Raw genomic sequence first — 18,783 nt, forward strand, 5'->3', positions numbered from 1 at the left:
ATTCGTTCTACCTAGGTTACTTTTGCATCAAATACTTTTCAAAATGAGCAGATTAAATATACAGATTTTATACAAAACATTGTTTTTCATATTGGTTAGTAGCCAAATTAGCATTGCACAACAAGGCAATATTAAGGTTGAACAGGACGCCAAACTTCCTCAATTACTAGAAAAACGTATCGATATGAGTAAAAATAATGAGCTTGGAGAGCGTTTCAAGATTCAACTTTACTATGGAAACAATCAAAAAGCAAGTAACACAATTACAAGTTTTAGATCTAAGTTTGGCGAGTGGCCATCAGAAGTTGTTTACGAAACCCCTAACTATAAAGTTTGGGTAGGGAATTTTAGAAATAAACTTGAAGCAGATAGAGCTTTACTTAAAATAAAAGAGCAATTTCCTAGCGCTTTTATCTTTAAACCAGAAAGAGGCTAGACTCATATTCGATATCAAATTTTAAAGCGGTCTGTATACATATATTGATCGCTTTTTTTTGATCCTATTTCATACTTATTTTACTGAACACGCATTATACTTTAAGACTAAAAACTTATATCATAGATAACTGACAATCTGTTAGTTAATTAATAACTAAAGCCTACTACGCAGTCTTAGTTTTGTATATATTTCTCTTTTATAAACAATTTAAAATATGAGAAATATATACTTAAAACTTATGGTAATTGCTCTTATTATTGGAGTAACAAAACAGACCTATTCACAAGATTCAGAAGTTATTTACGAGGCTATAGATAATGGTAGTGGCGTTGCATTAGGAGTAGCAATATCGAGTGCAGATAATGGCATCGGAACATTTTCTGGAGATGGCGTACAGCTAGCAGGTACAGCACGAATTATTAATCAAATAACTATATCGTGTTTTGTAACTACAGATACTGCATTTATACCTGGCGAGTTTACCGTAAGATTATATACAGATTGCCCTGTAACCGGCTCAAGTGGTTCTGAAGGCATGTGTGGCGCAGATGGCGCTGGTAGCTTAATAGAAGGCTCTGAAGTGACCATAAACCTAACATCTGCTCCAACTGCAGCAAACCCTATTGTTATAGACATGCCTAATGTTGACATTTCATCTGAAACTGATGATACAATATGGGTTATGTTTAACTCTCAACGCGACAACATAAATGGCGTATTAAATGGTATAGCTATGACAGGTTCTGATGCGTTAACAGAAATTAATGCATTTTCTTCCTGCAGTACAGCAAGTACAAGTTCTTGCGCGAGACGCATTATAGGTGCAGCTTCAAACAATTTTGTTGTATCTATAAGCGCAACTGAAATACTTAATACAGGAACAGAAAAATTAAGTAATGCTGTTACACTATTTCCTAACCCAATATATAATGAAGCTACAGTTTCTTTTGAAGATACTATTTCACCAAAAATGGTGAATGTATATGACGTAACTGGTAAACTAGTATTACATAAGTATACTTACAACCTTGAAAACAATTTTAAACTAGATATGACAAATTTAAAAAGTGGTATTTATTTTATGAATTTTGAAGCTGAGGAAGGAACAATTACAAAATGCATTATAAAGCTCTAACCATAACCAATATCTTAAATGCAAAAACGCCTCAAAGTACTTTGAGGCGTTTTTATTATATTCTTAAATGATTTTATATTATTTAAGCTTCTTCTTTACTGCTACTTCTTGATAAGCTTCTACAATATCACCTTCTTTAATATCATTGTAGTTTTTAACCTGAAGACCACAGTCATATCCTTTAGATACTTCCTTAACATCATCCTTGAAACGTTTTAGAGAATCTAATTCTCCAGTAAAGACAACAACACCATCTCTAATTAATCTAATACCAGAGTTTCTGTAAATCTTACCAGTAGTTACCATACAACCTGCAATAGTACCAACCTTAGATATCTTGAATGTTTCACGGATTTCTGCTGTACCTGTAATCTCTTCTTTCATCACTGGAGACAACATTCCTTCCATCGCATCTTTAAGATCATTTATAGCGTCATAAATAATTGAATACGTACGGATGTCTATTTCTTCCTGATCTGCTACTTGTCTTGCATTTCCTGCAGGACGAACATTAAATCCTATTATAATAGCATCTGAAGCACTTGCTAATAACACATCACTTTCTGTGATGGCTCCAACACCTTTATGCAAAATGTTAACTTGAATTTCTTCTGTAGAAAGCTTCTGGAAAGAATCAGTTAATGCTTCAACAGAACCATCAACATCACCTTTAAGAATTATATTAAGTTCTTTAAAGTCTCCTAAAGCAATACGACGACCTATTTCATCTAAGGTAATATGTCTTTGTGTTCTAACACTTTGCTCTCTTTGTAATTGTGTTCTCTTAGAAGCAATATCCTTAGCTTCACGCTCATCTTCCATCACAACAAACTTATCACCTGCCTGAGGTGCTCCATCTAAACCAAGTATGGAAACTGGCGTAGAAGGTCCTGCCTCTTTAACAATATGACCACGTTCATCTTGCATTGCTTTTACTTTACCAGAATTAGTTCCGGCTAGTACATAGTCTCCAATCTTAAGTGTTCCTGTTTGAACAAGTATGGTAGACACATATCCTCTACCTTTATCTAAGAATGCTTCAACAACAGTACCTTGTGCTAATCTCGTTGGATTTGCTTGAAGTTCTAATATCTCTGCTTCTAGTAATACTTTTTCTAATAGCTCTTTTACACCTGTACCTTTTTTAGCTGAAATATCATGAGATTGTATTTTTCCACCCCAATCTTCAACTAACAAATTCATACTTGCTAACTTCTCTTTAATCTTTTCTGGATTAGAAGTTGGTAAATCTACCTTGTTTATAGCAAATATAATTGGCACACCTGCCGCTTGTGCGTGTGAAATAGCTTCTTTTGTTTGAGGCATCACATCATCATCTGCAGCAATTACAATAATTGCAATATCTGTAACTTGCGCTCCACGTGCACGCATTGCCGTAAAGGCCTCGTGACCTGGCGTATCTAAGAAAGAAATTTTCTGACCACTTTCTAACTCAACCGCATAGGCTCCAATGTGCTGTGTAATACCACCACTTTCACCTGCAATTACGTTCTCTTCACGAATGTAATCCAGCAACGATGTTTTACCGTGATCTACGTGTCCCATTACCGTTACAATTGGTGCTCTGTGAACTAAATCTTCTGGTGCATCTACAAATTCTTCTATAGATTCTTCTTCTTCTGCACTTACAAAATCAACTTCATAACCAAACTCGTCTGCAACAATACTTAATGTTTCAGCATCTAGCCTCTGGTTCATTGTAACCATCATTCCTAACGTCATACACGCAGAAATAACTTTTGTTACAGGAACATCCATCATTATAGCAACTTCACTAACTGTAACAAACTCTGTTACCTTTAATGTTTTGTTTTCAATTTCTTGCTGTGCTAAATCTTCTTCAGATTTAGTACGGTGTTGGTCTCTTTTATCTCTTCTGTACTTAGCACCTTTACCTTTGTTTGACTTACCTTGAAGTTTTTCAAGAGTCTCACGTACTTGCTTTTGTACTTCTGCCTCTGTAGGTTCTTCTTTAACGATTTGACGTTTACCGCCGCCTCTTCTGTTATTACCACCTTTGTTGGCACCACCTCTAGAAGATGGCCTTGTATCTTTACTTATACGACGACGACGCTTTTTAGGCGAGTTATCTGAGGTTTTCTTATCGTCCTTCTTTTTAGCAGGTTTTTTAAATTGAGAAAGATCTATCTTCTCACCTGTAAAATTAGGACCATCTAACTTTTTATAGTTAGTAGTTACTCTATTATCGTCTTTAGATGCCTCTGGAGCATCTTTAGTTTCTTCTTTTACAGCTTCCTGCTTAGGAGCTTCTTCCTTTTTTGGAGCTTCTTTAGCTACTACTTTAGGAGTTTCCTTTTTAGGTTCTTCTTTTTTCGGCTCAACTTTTTTAGGCGCTTCTTTTTTAGCCACTGGCTTTTTAGGAGCGTCTAAATCTATCTTACCTACTTGCTTAGTTCCAGAAAGTTTAGCGCCAGCCCTTACAACCTCAACTTCTTTCTTTGGTTCAGGCTTAGCTTCTTCTTTAGGCGTTTCTTTAACAGGTTCTTTTACAGGCTCTGGAGTTTCCTCTTTTGCCTCTGGCTTTTTATTTAAGTCTATCTTACCTACTTGCTTAGGACCATCTAAACTTGCTTTACCACGAACAACTTCTGCCTTTCTCTCCTTTTCCTCTTGCTCTTTCTCTCTCTCTAACCTAAGGCGCTCTTTCTCCTTACGTTTTTCCTCGCCTACTTCTTTTGATTCGCGCTTTTTGCTCTTGTCTGTTTGGAACTCGTCAAAAAGGACATCGTAGACTTCTCCAGAAATCTTGGTTGTTGGGCGCGCGTCTATCTCGTGACCGTGTTCTTTTAAAAATTCCACAGCACGGTCTAGAGAAATATTAAATTCTCGCAACACCTTGTTTAATCGCATTGTTCTTGCTTCAGCCATAAATTGCCTCTAAGTTATCCCTTTTATTTGTTTTTTTGAAAAGTATGGATTAATTACTGATCAAATTCTTCTCTTAATATTTGGACGACTTCACGAATGGTTTCTTCTTCCAAATCTGTACGTCGTACCAAGTCATCTAAATCCTGCTCTAAAATTGCTTTTGCTGTATCTAAACCAATTTTCGAAAATTCGGCTATGATCCAAGCATCAATTTCATCTGAGAATTCTTTTAACTCTACATCTTCTTCTACACCTTCTCTAAACACATCTATTTCATAACCAGTTAATTGACTAGCTAATCTAATGTTGTGCCCTCCACGACCAATGGCTTTTGAAACCTCTTCTGGCTTCAACATAACCTCGGCACGCATGGTTTCTGAATTAAGCTTTACAGATGTAACTCTTGCAGGGCTTAGCGCTCTGTTTATAAGTAATTGGTCGTTACTTGTGTAGTTAATTACATCTATATTTTCATTTCCTAATTCACGAACTATGCCATGAATACGTGATCCTTTTACACCAACGCAAGCTCCAACAGGATCTATACGATCGTCATAAGAATCTACAGCTACTTTTGCTTTTTCTCCAGGAATACGCACAACTTTCTTAACTTGAATTAAGCCATCAAAAACTTCTGGTATTTCCTGTTCGAACAATTTCTCCAAAAATAAAGGAGATGTTCTAGAAAAAATAATTGCAGGTTTATTTCCTTTTAATTCTACGCTTTCTATTACACCGCGTACACTTTCTCCTTTTCTGAAAAAATCTGAAGGTATTTGGCGGTCTTTAGGCATGATAAGCTCATTGCCTTCATCATCTAATAAAATTACTACACGATGACGTATGTGATGTACTTCTGCCGAGTACATCTCTCCAATTAATTCTTTAAATTGGTTGTAAATATTTGTGTTATCGTGCTCGTGAATTTTAGCAATCAAGTTTTGGCGTAATGCCAAAATAGCACGTCTTCCTAAATCGATAAGCTTAACTTCTTCAGACACATCTTCTCCTACTTCAAAATCAGGTTCTATCTTTCTAGCCTGAGTTAATGAAATTTCAGAGTTATCATCTTCCACCATACCGTCTTCAACCACTACACGGTTTCTCCATATCTCTAAATCGCCTTTATCTGGGTTAATGATAATATCAAAATTATCATCTTCACCAAACTTACGTTTTAAAGCACTTCTAAAGACCTCTTCAAGTATAGCCATGAGTGTTACTCTGTCTATAAGCTTGTCGTCCTTAAACTCAGAAAACGATTCTATTAATGCAATATTCTCCATTTGTTTGCTTAGAATTTAATCATAACTTTTGCTTCTACAATTTTTTCATAAGGAATTACCGCTTCTTTCTCTACAGTATGTTTTCCTTTTCCTACCGGCTTAGGCTCCCTAGCCTTCCACTTTAAGGCTATCTCATTATCATCTGCAGACACAAGTTCTGCTTCAATTTTTTCTGTTTCAGTTTTCACACTTAGGACTCTTCCAATATTTTTAACATATTGCCTAGGCAATGTTAGCGAAGCAGTTGCTCCTATTGATCCTACCTCTAGTGAAAAATCTTCTTCTTCTCTATCTAAATTATGCTCAATTGCACGACTTACAGTAATACAATCTTCTACAGTTACACCATTATCTCCATCTATTAAGATGCCAATACTATTATCATTAGTAATGTTGTAATCTATTAAAAACAGTGACGGATTGTCGTCTAAAACTGCCTGCAATAACTTATCTACCTTTTCCTTCAACATTTTTGGTTATAAAAAGAGGGGACTTTTCGTCCCCTCATTGATTTAGTTACCTTTTTCAATGGCGCAAATATAAGAATTCTTTTTGGTTTTCAAAACCCTTAATAATCACGTAATTATTTTGTAACTTTAATATCCAACTTAATCCAATTTTTTATGAAAAATATACTTGTCCCTACCGATTTTTCTGAACAAGCTGAAAACGCCTTAAAGGTTGCTGCACAATTTGCCAAAACTTACAATGCAGATATTTATTTGTTGCATATGCTAGAGCTACCTATGCAATTAATAGACCCTACAAGCAATAACAATTCTCAAAACTTACCAGAGTCTTTGTTTTTCATGAAATTAGCCCATAAGCGCTTTGAAGAGGTTTTGGCAAGTGATTATTTAGAAGGTGTTACAGTACATGAAACCGTTCACTTTCACGAAGCTTTTGATGGTATCATGGAAGTAAGTAAAGAACATGATTGCGACCTTATTATTATGGGATCTCACGGCGCAACAGGATTTAAAGAAATGTTTATTGGTAGTAATACTGAAAAGGTTGTAAGATATTCTGAGATTCCTGTGCTAGTGATTAAGCAAGAGATTCCAAATTTTAGAGTTGATAATTTTATTTTTGCAACAGACTTTTCTGAAGAAACCAAAAGACCCTTTAATGAGGCTGTAAAGTTTGCAAATAAAATAGATGCCAACATTCACTTAGTGTACATAAACACCGCCAACAAATTTAAAACTACCGAAGAAGCAGAAAAGAAAATGAGCAACTTCTTAGAAGGCATGGAATCTAAGACGTTTAATTTACACATATACAATGATCGTACTATAGAAGAAGGAATCTTAAATTACGCCCAAAGTATAGATGCTGGTTTAATAGGCATATCTACACACGGCAGAAAAGGTTTAGCCCACTTTTTTAATGGAAGCTTGAGCGAAGATATTGTTAACCACGCCAAACGTCCTGTAATTACATTTAAGATTTAGTAAGCGATTGCAATGCTCCATTGCGTATGCAAAGCCAAAAATAATTCCAGAAAGATTTAGTTTTATCCCTAGTAACAGAAACATCTTGTTTTGTTACTCTACCATCTTTTTCGTTATTGTCTAAAAATAAATTTACAATACCGCTTAGTAATCTATTTTCACTAGAGCCATCTTTCCTGAGAACCTCTACCTTAAAGGTGCTATAATCTATACGCATATCACCAAGGGCGTCATTTTTGTCTCCAGAATAGTTAAAATACAACTCATTTAATGTTCCTATTGCCTTAACGTTGACTGCTGGCACAAAAAACATATTCATTGCATCTGCTGAGACTTGTTTTGCTTCACCTTTAATATTAAATGTGTCATTTAGATTATTAATATCGAACTGCCAATTAACGTTTAATTGAGATGTTCCCATAAAATTTGTAGAGATGTTTGCTGTAGTAAGTTTACCTCCATCATTTTTTGAAGTATTATTTATATCCTTAATTGTAGCGTTTAAATTCTCAAGCAACACTTTGCCTATTTTTTTAGTGCCTTCTGCTCGCTCTTCATAAACCAACTTACTCGATTGTATTTCTAAGGTATTAATATCAAGACCAAAGTTTAAATTTCTGAGCATTTCACTATACATAGGTTTTATCCTTACATCATCTGTATGTGTTTTATCTCTATAAATATTACAGTCTGCATTTACAACAACGATGCTTGGAGTCTTTAAAGACAACTTATCATTTAATGTGTCTATTTTTAAATCATTAAGTTTTAATTCTGGCACATTAAGAGTAATTAGATCTTTTTCATAGGGAATCACATTTTGAAATTCTGCCCGCTCATATTTGGGTGTAATCGACAGGTTATTTACATTAAAATTATTATCCTCAATCTTAATTGATTGTACTTTTAAATCTTGATAAAAATTCATCTTTACATAAACACTATCTAAAGATCCCGAAAGGCTTTTGTAATTGAATGGCAAGCCATTTTTTAATATTTCCTGAGAAGTTTTAAAAGACTTAAGATTAATGTTAGATAGTTTAATCGAAATGTTTTTTTCGTCACCTTCATTAATGACGTCTAAATATCCATTTGATGTTTTTATATTACCTATTGAAACATCACCTTCAAAAGACTGATTCTTAGTTGAAGTGACAGTGTCTTTTTCTGCTCCTTTTATCACTTTTAATTTAGGCGCATCTATTTGAAGTGTGCTTACACTAACATCTTTACTTGTTATATAATACCAATAGCCAAAACCTTTTAACTTTATAGAAGGAGATTCAAGCTCGAAACTTTTAGATTTAAAGCTCACATTATCTATAGAAACCTTACCTAATAATACATTAACATCTAAAGTTTCATAAGAAAAGTCGTTTTTAGCAGAGACCTCACTTAACGCTTTTTTTAGTTGTAGTTTTGCATAATAATTTGCTCCAATTACCAGGACTAATAAAACTCCTAAGATTACCAGAATGGCTTTTATGTATTTTTTCAAAATATTTTTAGCTAAAGGTAATATTTTAAGTAACAAGACTACAAAAGCAATCCTATGAAAATTGTTTGCATAGCAGACACACACAACAGGCAAGATGATCTCATAATTCCAGATGGCGATATTATTATACACGCTGGAGATTTAACCGAAGGTGGCACTAAACGCGAAGTTTCACAGTTTATAAGCTGGTTTTCAAGTTTGCCACACACCCATAAAGTATTTATTGCAGGTAATCATGACTACTATCTTGAGGATATAGATCTAAAAAAGTTTACAGAAAACCTACCTAAAGGAGTTCATTATTTGCACAACTCAGCTCTTACACTTGGGAATATTAATTTTTGGGGTACACCACAAGTCCCTAGCTTAACACGATGGGCATTTAAAGAGCCATTTTACTGGAATGACATCCCAAAAGAAACAGATATACTTATTTCTCATGTACCACCATATGAAATTTTAGACTTACACGATCGGAACTTTCACTTAGGCGACAAGGTTTTAGCTAAACGTGTAGACAAACTATCTTTAAAGTATCACATCTTTGGTCATGTCCACGATGCCTATGGTCTCACAAGAATTAAAAACACCATCTTTGTTAATGCTAGCTCTGTAGATAGCACTGGCAGATATTTTAATCCTCCTATAATTTTAGACGTTTCATCTAAAGATTTGCTGGAGTAACTGTAAGGCTTCTTAAAACCAAGCTACTACTAAATTCAATAAAAAATAACTTATGCGTTGGCTCATATTTATTGTCATCTATATATTAATAGATATTTATGCTTTTCAGGCATTAAAGACAATTACTCCAAATAAAATTTGGCACTACAGTTACCTTATCCTTTCATTATTGGTTGTAGGTAACTTAATTTTTCAAAATATTGTACCACAGGAAGGTAGTGTGGTAAGTGGCAACAGAAGCTATGCCTTTGGTTTAATGCTTGCAATGCTAGCACCAAAACTTATTTTAGTCATCTTTATGTTTGGCGAAGATATTATTCGCTTTTTTGTAGCAACGTACTACCGATTCTTTTCTACCGAAACTTCATTTACGATACCCTCAAGAAGAAAATTTATAAGTCAGGTTGCCTTGGGAATTGCAGCAATACCATTTGCATCATTATTATACGGAATGATACAAGGTAAATACAATTTTAGAGTTTTAAAGTACGAACTAAGTTTTGACGATTTGCCTGAAGCTTTCAATGGGTACCAAATTACTCAAATAAGCGATATTCATTCTGGAAGCTTTGATAATTTTGAAAAGATAAAATACGCTGTAAACCTTATTAACGAACAACAAAGTGATGCTATTTTCTTTACTGGAGATATGGTAAATAATAAAGCATCTGAAATGGATCCTTGGAAAGTACTTTTTGGGAGTTTTAAAGCCAAAGATGGTGTGTTCTCGATACTAGGAAACCACGACTATGGTGATTATGTTGATTGGGCTAATGAAAAAGAAAAAGCCGAAAACCTTTTAAATCTTAAAAACATTCAAAAGGAAATGGGTTATGATTTATTGTTAAACGAACACAGAAGCATACAACGCGGAAAAGACAGTATTAAAATTGTTGGTGTTGAAAATTGGGGCGCTGGTGGTTTTGTAAAACATGGTGATATCGAAAAAGCATCTGAAGGACTTTCTGAAAGAGATTTTAAAATTTTATTGAGTCACGACCCAAGCTATTGGCAACAAAACATTAAATCTAATCCCAAAAATTTTCAGTTAACTTTAAGTGGCCACACACACGGTATGCAATTTGGTATTGAAATTCCTGGCGTAATAAAATGGAGTCCTGTACAATATCGTTATAAGAATTGGGCAGGTATTTATGAAGAGCTAGGAAGACGCATTAATGTAAACAGAGGCTTTGGGTATTTAGGATATCCAGGTCGCGTTGGTATTTGGCCAGAAATTACTGTAATTACGCTTAAAGCCAAAGATGCTTAATATTTGTACGAATTTTGTACATTTACCTACTATAACCAATCATTTTGAATTGCTATGTCAAAATTTGGAGAACTTATTGACCTCGATATTCCTGTTCTATTAGATTTTTATACTGAATGGAACGAACAATCTACCGCAATGCATCCCGTACTTCGAGATGTTGCTGCTGCTTTAGGCGACAGTGCCAAAGTTATAAAGATAGATGTAGATAAAAACTCAGAACTTGCTGAAGCTTTACGTGTTAAAGGACTACCTACTCTTATGATATATAAGAATGGTGAAATGAAATGGAGACAAAGCGGAGAACAAGATGCCAACACTCTAATTGGTTTGGTAAAAGAGTACGTTTAGATTTTCTTAATCTTTAATTGCTTTAAAAGCATACCCTTTTTCAGAATAGTACGCTAAAACCTTTGGTAAAGCGTATCTCAAGTTATTTTCTGCCTTTAAGCTATCGTGAAATACAATTACACTTCCATTTTTTGTGTGTCTTAAAACGTTTTCAAGACATTTTTCTTTAGAAACTGCAGCATTATAATCTACACTTAGCACGTCCCACATTACAATCTTATATCCTAGTTTCCTAAGCGTTTTTGAAGCTCTTAGAGACAACCTACCATATGGTGGCCTAAATAACTTTTTTGTGGTTACAATAGGCTCCTTTTCCTTATCCAAAGCAGTGTGAATTTCATATTCACATAAACTAACGTCATTTATGTATTTGAGATGTTCTGTTGATTTACAATTATAATGATGTTGAGTATGATTACCTATTGCGTGACCTTTTGAAATTATCTCACTAAAAAGTTTAGGATGTTTTTTAATGTTTTCTCCAATACAAAAAAATGTAGCTTTTGCATTGTAAGTACTTAATTGTTGCAATACCCAAGGCGTAACTTTGGGTATAGGGCCATCATCAAAAGTGAGATAGATACTTTTTTCTTTTCTGGAAAAATGCCAAATTCTTTTAGGGAAACACCATTGTACAAGTTTAGGAATGTATGGTAATGTCATATCCTATTAATTTTGCATTAAGGATTAAATGGCATGTTTAAACTCTTTTTAAAACATCTTCTTGTTTTAAAAAAGTGAGTAGTAAAAGCCTGACCCCAAACCAGAGTTTGGGGAATGCCCTAGTTTATAGAGTCTAAATTGTTTACAGAATCAATTTTAGGAGTTGTTTCTGTACCAAATTCTTGCTCAAATCCTTCAATATACTGCTGCTCTTCTGGAGTAAGCTCTTCTTCAGGATTCATTTCTTCATCTTCACCATAAAAGTGACGGAACAGCCTAAGGTAATTATTAAATTTCTCTGCTTCTGGTTTCACTAATTCTTCATCTTGATATATAATTAGTATATCTACCAAGCTTCTGTAACGCTCAATATCTGTTATGATGTCTTCTGCATACCTAAATTGTCTCGACTCTTTAAATCCTGAGTAATAGGTTAAATTCTCTTGATATTTAGTGGCAACTTGCCTCCAAATATCTCTAGCTTTTTTCGGCTTACCAATTTCATAATAACCACTTATGAATGGCTCTAATAATGTGTAAAAGCCATAATAGTCTACCGGCATTTGTTCCATACCCAAGTCTAACATTTCTTCTGCACGCTCAAAGTCTTTCACCTTAATTAGCTCTTCTATAAGTTTAGCAAGGTTACTACGGTAAACTAAACCATTTTTACGTGTTTCTGGATCATGATAAATATCTGGATCATTACCATTACCCCAATCCCATTCCTTAACGATATTATACATTTTATCTGTATCTATTCGTCCCATATCGTAAGGGTTCCTTTTGTCTATTGGCGTTCGTATTGGCACAAGTTTATAACACATACCATCTAACTGAAGGTAATCTTTCATCCATAGATAATCATCATCTCCATAACTACCACCTGTAAAGTAAATTGGTCGTTTCCACTCATTATTAGCTATTACATCTAGCATAATAAGTCTGTTCTTATAAATTATATCACCTTTTAATGTAATGTCTATATAAGGTGCTATTTTCTCTCTGTCTTTTTCTTTTACAATACCATGTTCAATAGCATTTGATCCGCTTACTGGCAGTCTTAAGTTTTTAGTTGGAAATGTATTAACTATTTGGCCACTTCTTAATTCTGCCTTTGTGGTTTCATTGTCACTCTTTATGTACTTTATCCAATCTTTAATTAGCAATGTATCTCTTACTCTTGGATCTTTTTGATACCAAACGGCATCGTTTACACCATATACATAGTTCTTATGCTCTAAAGTTGTAGGTATGCGGTCGCTCTCATAGGCTTTACGACGCATTTGATCTATATACCAATCTGTAGCAAACAAAGCTGTATTTACCACACGTACATCTCTGCGATAGCCTTCTATTTCTTGAGCATACCAAAGTGCAAATGTATCGTTATCTCCGATGGTGAATAAAATGGCATTTTCATCACAAGAGTCAAGATACATTTTAGCCATACTTTGAGCTGTATATCTGTCTGACCTGTCGTGATCATCCCAGTTTTGAGAGGCTAACACTACAGGAACGGCTAATAAACATACTACTGTAACTGCAGGCGCTAACATTTTAGTAGTGATTTTGTCCTTTAGCATATCATATAATGCATATACTCCAAAACCAATCCACATTGCAAACACGTAAAATGATCCTACCAACGCATAATCTCTTTCACGCACTTCGAAAGGACGTTCATTTAAATACACTTTTAACGCTAGTCCTGTAAATAGGAAAAATACCAAGAGTACCCAGAAATTCTTTTTGTCTTTAGTAAACTGAAATACTAACCCTAGTAATCCTAAAAGGAATGGCAAGAAAAAATATGTGTTTCGGGCTTTATTATTCTTAACGTCTGACGGAAGGTTATCCTGTGAACCTAAACGTAACTCATCTATAAACTTAATACCGCTTAGCCAATTACCGTGAAGGTCATCCATCTTACCTTGAACATCATCTTGACGACCAGTGAAATTCCACATGAAATAACGCCAATACATATATCCAAATTGATACTCGATCATATAACCAATATTGGCTGCAAAGCTTGGTTTTTCTATATCTAAATATTGCCCAAATTGGGTTAGGAATTGATCATAATCTTCTGCATCTATTTGTCCTAAAGCATATTTAGTCTTTACATCTGCAACTGCATTTAAAAGTTCTTGTTGATCTCTGTATTCAGGTTTTACGGTAAACTCAAGTTCTCCTATAAAGCCAAGATAATTAGCTTTATGCTCGGGACTCCACATTCTAGGCAGAAACCCTTTATGATTATCATCTAAATTTTGATTAGCATTCTCCCAATCATTAACGATAACATACTTGCCAGTTTTTTCATCTTGCTCGTATTTTGGTTTAGCGTCAGAATATGGATTGTTTTCATCTAATCCACTATACATTTCTGTAAACTGCGGCCCATAAAATAAGTGAGATTCGCCATACTGCTCTCTGTTATAGTAGGCTAAAAGCTCTCTTGCATTGGCTGGATTATTTTCATTTATAACCGTTCCTGCATTGGCACGTATAGGCAACATTGTCCAACTAGAGAATCCTATTAAAATAAAGAGAACACAAAGCAGCAAGGTGTTTACATGAACAAAACCCTTTTTACGTGTATAAGTAATACCGAAATAAAATCCTGCAATTACAACCAATAACGCAATTATAGTTCCTGAATTAAATGGTAAACCAATAGTGTTAACGAAGAACACCTCAGAAATAGCAAAAAAGCTTAAGCTATAAGGCAGAAGTAATTTAAATATAAACATTAGTATAGCCACAATGATAACCGTTGCTATAATGAAGTTTTTTGCAGTAACCTCTTTGTAATTTTTAAAGAAGTAAAGGTATCCTATTGCTGGAATTGCTAAAAGACCCATAAAGTGAACACCAAACAACAATCCTACTATAAAGCAAATAAGAATTAACCAACGGTTACCTCTTGGCTTTAACATATCGCGCTCCCAAAGCAAGCCTACATAAAATATAACTGAAAGGATAAAGGTTGCCATTGCATATACCTCTGCCTCTACTGCATTAAACCAAAAGCTATCTGTAAATGTAAATGCTAATGAACCTACTAACGCACTTCCTAAAACTGCTGTTTTTTGACCTGCTGAAAGTGTTTCTGCTTTTCCTGAAATTTTTCTTATTAAGATAGAAATAGACCAGAACATAAAAAGAATAGTAAATGCACTTGCCAAAACAGACATCATATTTACCATTAGTGCAATTTGCGAAGACTCTAGAGCAAACACAGAAAACACAGCACCTAACATTTGGTATAATGGCGCTCCTGGCGGATGCCCTATTTCTAACTTAGAGGCTGTTGCTATATACTCACCTGCATCCCAAAAACTAGCTGTAGGCTCGACCGTAAGGGTAAAAGTAATTAATGCGACTGCAAATGCAAACCAGCCAAGTATAGTGTTCCACTTCGAAAAGTTGAAATCTTTCATAGTATAATTAAATAGGTAATTGGCGAATTTACTAAATTCAACCTGATTAGGTAGACAACGCAACCAAATTCATATTATTTTAGAAAAATATTTTTTTGAAAGTATGTTTGGAATATTCAAGAAATGTTTTAAATTTGCACTCTCAATTACAAAAAAGCACAACGCTTAGTAATTTTGGCCTATGGTGTAATTGGCAACACGTCTGTTTTTGGTACAGAAGAGTCTAGGTTCGAGACCTAGTGGGCCAACAAAAAACTCCGAGTTTATACTCGGAGTTTTTTTATGCCTTATTTTTAGTTGTGTTGCTTTAGGTAATCCATTAAGTTAACATCATTACCCAATAAAATATCGTTTGAATTTATACGGCCATTCATAGAGTCGTTTTCTAATTTCAATACACCTCTAGGGCATACGGCAGAACAAATACCGCAACCAACACAAGAAGACCTTACAATATTCTCCCCTTTTTGAGCATATGCTCTAACATCTATCCCCATTTCACAATATGTAGAGCAGTTTCCGCAAGAAATACACTGCCCTCCGTTTGTGGTAATTCTAAACTTAGAAAGTAAACGCTGCTGAAAGCCTAATATAGCTGCCATTGGACACCCAAAACGACACCAAACACGTGAACCGAATATAGGATAAAACCCTACACCTATAACACCGCTAAAAATGGCTCCAATTAAAAATCCGTAAGCTTTTCTTAATTGGTAAGCATCAAACAAAAATAACTTACCTGGTGAACTAAAATATGTAATTAGCAATAATGATATTACCACTACAAAATAACCTATTGCTCCATATTGGGCATCTTTAGCTAATTCCTCTCTTTTAAAAAGCATAGCCCAACCAAAAACAAGTGTTAGTAGAATTACAATAAACCAAATAAAGAATTCTTTACTTATTAAGAAATCATCATACACTTTTACATCTTGATTGGCAGCTACTTCAAAATCTGGAGATTGTACTAATGCATTTTGCAACACTACATTCTCACCATTTTTAGCCTTTTTTAAAGCCTCTTCCTGCTCAGCTTCATTTACAACAATATAATCTATTGTTAAAGGCACGCTACTTTGAATAGTTGGTGTGCTGCTTGATTTATTTATAAACACAACACCTTTTGCATTGGCTTGTTGAGCAGCTAAAATTTTATCACCAATAGGCTTGTCGCCTTCTTCACTCATAAAGACGACTTTGTTATCCAGATTACTCCATTCTGATATCGAGCTAGACTCATTTCCTTGCAAATAAGAAAACACCACCGCTACCGTCATTACGGTTACAAAAACCACAACACTATGTATTACCCAACGTTCAATTTTCCAAGCAGTTTGACTTTTATCACTCAAGTGCCTAAAAGGATCTCCAGCTGTTTCTGCCAGACCACCACAACCACATACCCAAGAGCAATACCAACGTTTTCCATATTTATAGGTAAGTATTGGAGTGATAACAAATATTGAAAGAAGCCCAAAGATGAGCATTATAAGCCCAACGTTTCCAGCGCTTAAAAATTCATCTATCTTATACCCAGCAAACAGCTCATAATTTAATGGCCAAATGTTTTTAAAATCATAATAAGGCTGGTTTAATCTTACTAGTATTTCCGGTATTATAAATGCGAAAGCAGTTTGAAAAAACATTACAGAAATGGTTCTTACTACTTCATAGGTGTTATTTCTATATTTCCAAATAAATTTTATTCCGAATGCAAAGATGGCTAATGTATAGAGTGTACCGTACAAAAACCATTGGCTTGCTGGATTACCGCTTAACAATTTACTTAATGGGTCAAATAAAGCTATTACTCCTGTGTTATCACCATCACTTACCAAGCCTAAATATTGCGGATAAAAATATAGTACAACATAAAACCCAGTCATAGCAATGCCTAATATCCAACCCCATAAACCGCGACTGGTAATTGATTTAAACATGACACCATCATTTTTAATACCTTCATGTTTATTAGAATAAGCTCCATAGGAAAAAGCTACGATACCTGCCAGCATCATTAGAAGCGATAGTGACAATGCTATAGTTTTGTTCGGAAAATTAACGTTTAGGAGTGCTAAAAGTAAAATCCCCAAACCAACAACACCTACAGCAGTACTAATTTTTTGAATGGTATTTAATGCTTTTGGTGGTTGTCCTCCCGTAAGAGACATGTTATGTTCTATTCTACTCATAGCTTTGTTGTGTTAGTTGTTTTTGAAGACAAATGATTCTTGAAAGATATTTGAATATTACTTTCTAATTTTTTATAAAACTCAGGGTCAAAATTGGCTTTACGCAAGTTGTCCACCACATGAGCAACATTTTGATTTTCATTTAACCAAGAATCAAACGTTTCGTGTTTCATTCTTATGCCAAACGTATTTATACCTAAAAACTTAAGAGTTTCTTCGTGATATGCAATTGTTAACCACTGGTTTCCTTCTGGATTTTTCCAATGAAAATGGGTTTCACCTTCTTTTTTATTTTCATCATTAAATACCCAACCATAAGTTTGATACTCTACATCAAAAAATTTTGCACTGTTAAACCAATTTCCAGGATTATATGGCATGGTTTTTCCACAAATTGTTTGTGCTACAGTTTCACCCATCATTCTTCCTGTATACCAAACAGCCTCAACAGGTTTTCTATATCCTATAGCTTCATGTTGCTGTGCACAATCTCCAATTGCATAAATATCTTTAACGTTGGTCTCTAATTTTCTGTTTACTAAAATCCCTTTATCTGTTGCAATACCTGAACCTTCTAAAAAATTAATATTAGGCTTAACTCCAGTGCAAATCCCTACAACATCGCAGGAAATTTCTTCACCAGAATCTGTAAGAACAGCTCTAACATTCCCATTGTTATCACCAAGTATTTTGTCAAGATTAGTTTCAGGCTTTAAAGAAATGCCGTGTGAGAGAATGTGCTCAGAAATATGTTTTGCATCATTTTCAGGTAAAACACTATTCCAGAAATAAGACTCCCTAATTAAAAAGGTAACTGGAATTTTTCTAGTTGAAAGCATTTCTGCCAACTCCACTCCTATTAAGCCTCCACCAATAATTACAGCGTGTTTACAGTTTTCTGTATTATTTTCTAAAGCTTGAACATCTTGAATATTAACTAGACCTTGCACACCATTTAAACTTAAACCTTCCCAACCATATGTAGCCGTTTGAGAGCCTGTTGCTAATATTAACTTATCATAGCCTAAAAGATCATTGTTTTTAAATTGAAGTTGTTTATTTTCAGTATCAACTGAAACTACATAGCCTTGTTTTAATTCTATTCTATTTTTTTCCCAAAACCAATCCTCGTATGGTTTAGTATGCTCATACTTCATGTGTCCCATATAAATATACATTAATGCCGTACGTGAATAAAAGTGCTCAGTTTCTGAAGAAATAACAGTAATACGATAATCTGATAGTTTCCTGATGTGTCTTGCTGCAGTAATACCAGATATACCATTACCAATTATAACAATGTGTTTCATACAAGGTGAGTTTTGCAGTATTTGACACTGCTTTTGAAATATATATTAATGTAGGTCGTCATTAAAGATAAAAACTTAAGACCACATTTAGTATTTAGAATGGTTATAAAAGGTAGAACACTGTTAAGTTATAGTT

At 34.4% G+C, this 18,783-nt stretch carries 14 protein-coding genes and 1 tRNA gene; 7 read left to right on the top strand and 8 right to left on the bottom strand.

Translation table 11 applies throughout. The features are described 5' to 3' along the window. The first annotated feature begins 43 nt into the window (after window positions 1-43). On the top strand, window positions 44-436 hold the full coding sequence (locus CA2559_RS01340; RefSeq protein WP_013186032.1) for an SPOR domain-containing protein: 393 nt from the start codon (window positions 44-46) through the stop codon (window positions 434-436). Window positions 437-653: 217 nt separating this feature from the next. Continuing rightward, a complete protein-coding gene (locus tag CA2559_RS01345) occupies window positions 654-1,574 on the top strand; it encodes a T9SS type A sorting domain-containing protein (RefSeq protein ID WP_013186033.1) in 921 nt (306 codons plus the stop codon). A 78-nt stretch (window positions 1,575-1,652) separates the two neighbouring features. Here CA2559_RS01345 and infB read toward each other — a convergent pair whose 3' ends face one another. From infB to rimP, 3 genes are read right to left on the bottom strand one after another with little or no spacing between them, the layout of a single operon-like run. Beyond that, a complete protein-coding gene (gene infB / locus CA2559_RS01350) occupies window positions 1,653-4,484 on the bottom strand; it encodes a translation initiation factor IF-2 (RefSeq protein ID WP_013186034.1) in 2,832 nt (943 codons plus the stop codon). A 53-nt stretch (window positions 4,485-4,537) separates the two neighbouring features. Beyond that, on the bottom strand, window positions 4,538-5,770 hold the full coding sequence (gene nusA, locus CA2559_RS01355) for a transcription termination factor NusA (RefSeq protein ID WP_013186035.1): 1,233 nt from the start codon (window positions 5,768-5,770) through the stop codon (window positions 4,538-4,540). 8 nt (window positions 5,771-5,778) lie between these two features. After that, window positions 5,779-6,240, bottom strand: a complete 462-nt coding sequence (rimP, locus tag CA2559_RS01360) for a ribosome assembly cofactor RimP (RefSeq protein WP_013186036.1) — start codon at window positions 6,238-6,240, stop codon at window positions 5,779-5,781. 153 nt (window positions 6,241-6,393) lie between these two features. Here rimP and CA2559_RS01365 point away from each other — a divergent pair, with 153 nt between their 5' ends. Next, window positions 6,394-7,224, top strand: coding sequence for a universal stress protein (locus CA2559_RS01365; protein WP_013186037.1), 831 nt, complete (start codon window positions 6,394-6,396; stop codon window positions 7,222-7,224). On the opposite strand, the gene CA2559_RS01370 is transcribed toward CA2559_RS01365, so the two are convergent. Next, entirely contained in the window at window positions 7,214-8,722 is a 1,509-nt protein-coding gene (locus tag CA2559_RS01370) for a hypothetical protein (protein ID WP_148232763.1), read from the bottom strand. The two genes, CA2559_RS01365 and CA2559_RS01370, sit on opposite strands and share 11 nt — an antisense overlap. Before the next feature lie 54 nt (window positions 8,723-8,776). Between CA2559_RS01370 and CA2559_RS01375 the strand changes: the two genes are divergently transcribed. From CA2559_RS01375 to CA2559_RS01385, 3 genes are read left to right on the top strand one after another with little or no spacing between them, the layout of a single operon-like run. Further along, window positions 8,777-9,406 carry a metallophosphatase domain-containing protein gene (locus CA2559_RS01375; protein WP_013186039.1) on the top strand — a complete coding sequence of 210 codons (630 nt, stop codon included), beginning with the start codon at window positions 8,777-8,779 and terminating at the stop codon, window positions 9,404-9,406. 52 nt (window positions 9,407-9,458) lie between these two features. Further along, window positions 9,459-10,679, top strand: a complete 1,221-nt coding sequence (locus CA2559_RS01380; RefSeq protein WP_013186040.1) for a metallophosphoesterase — start codon at window positions 9,459-9,461, stop codon at window positions 10,677-10,679. 54 nt (window positions 10,680-10,733) lie between these two features. Continuing rightward, window positions 10,734-11,030 (top strand): thioredoxin family protein, encoded by a 297-nt coding sequence (locus CA2559_RS01385; protein ID WP_013186041.1) that lies wholly within the window; start codon window positions 10,734-10,736, stop codon window positions 11,028-11,030. Window positions 11,031-11,036: 6 nt separating this feature from the next. On the opposite strand, the gene CA2559_RS01390 is transcribed toward CA2559_RS01385, so the two are convergent. After that, entirely contained in the window at window positions 11,037-11,693 is a 657-nt protein-coding gene (locus CA2559_RS01390; RefSeq protein ID WP_013186042.1) for a polysaccharide deacetylase family protein, read from the bottom strand. 119 nt (window positions 11,694-11,812) lie between these two features. Then, the gene (locus tag CA2559_RS01395) at window positions 11,813-15,142 is read right to left on the bottom strand and encodes a glycosyltransferase family 117 protein (protein ID WP_013186043.1); all 3,330 of its coding nucleotides are present in this window, start codon (window positions 15,140-15,142) and stop codon (window positions 11,813-11,815) included. 175 nt (window positions 15,143-15,317) lie between these two features. On the opposite strand from CA2559_RS01395, the gene CA2559_RS01400 reads away from it, so the two are divergent. Further along, window positions 15,318-15,390 (top strand) — tRNA-Gln (locus CA2559_RS01400). 45 nt (window positions 15,391-15,435) lie between these two features. Here CA2559_RS01400 and CA2559_RS13920 read toward each other — a convergent pair. Both CA2559_RS13920 and CA2559_RS01410 read right to left on the bottom strand, forming a co-directional pair. Then, window positions 15,436-17,337, bottom strand: a complete 1,902-nt coding sequence (locus tag CA2559_RS13920) for a 4Fe-4S dicluster domain-containing protein (RefSeq protein WP_013186044.1) — start codon at window positions 17,335-17,337, stop codon at window positions 15,436-15,438. Then, a complete protein-coding gene (locus CA2559_RS01410; protein ID WP_013186045.1) occupies window positions 17,334-18,647 on the bottom strand; it encodes an NAD(P)/FAD-dependent oxidoreductase in 1,314 nt (437 codons plus the stop codon). The genes CA2559_RS13920 and CA2559_RS01410 overlap by 4 nt, the downstream gene beginning before the upstream one ends. Between the last annotated feature and the right edge of the window lie 136 nt (window positions 18,648-18,783).

It is taken from the genome of Croceibacter atlanticus HTCC2559 (assembly GCF_000196315.1).
Taxonomy (GTDB): Bacteria; Bacteroidota; Bacteroidia; order Flavobacteriales; family Flavobacteriaceae; genus Croceibacter; species Croceibacter atlanticus.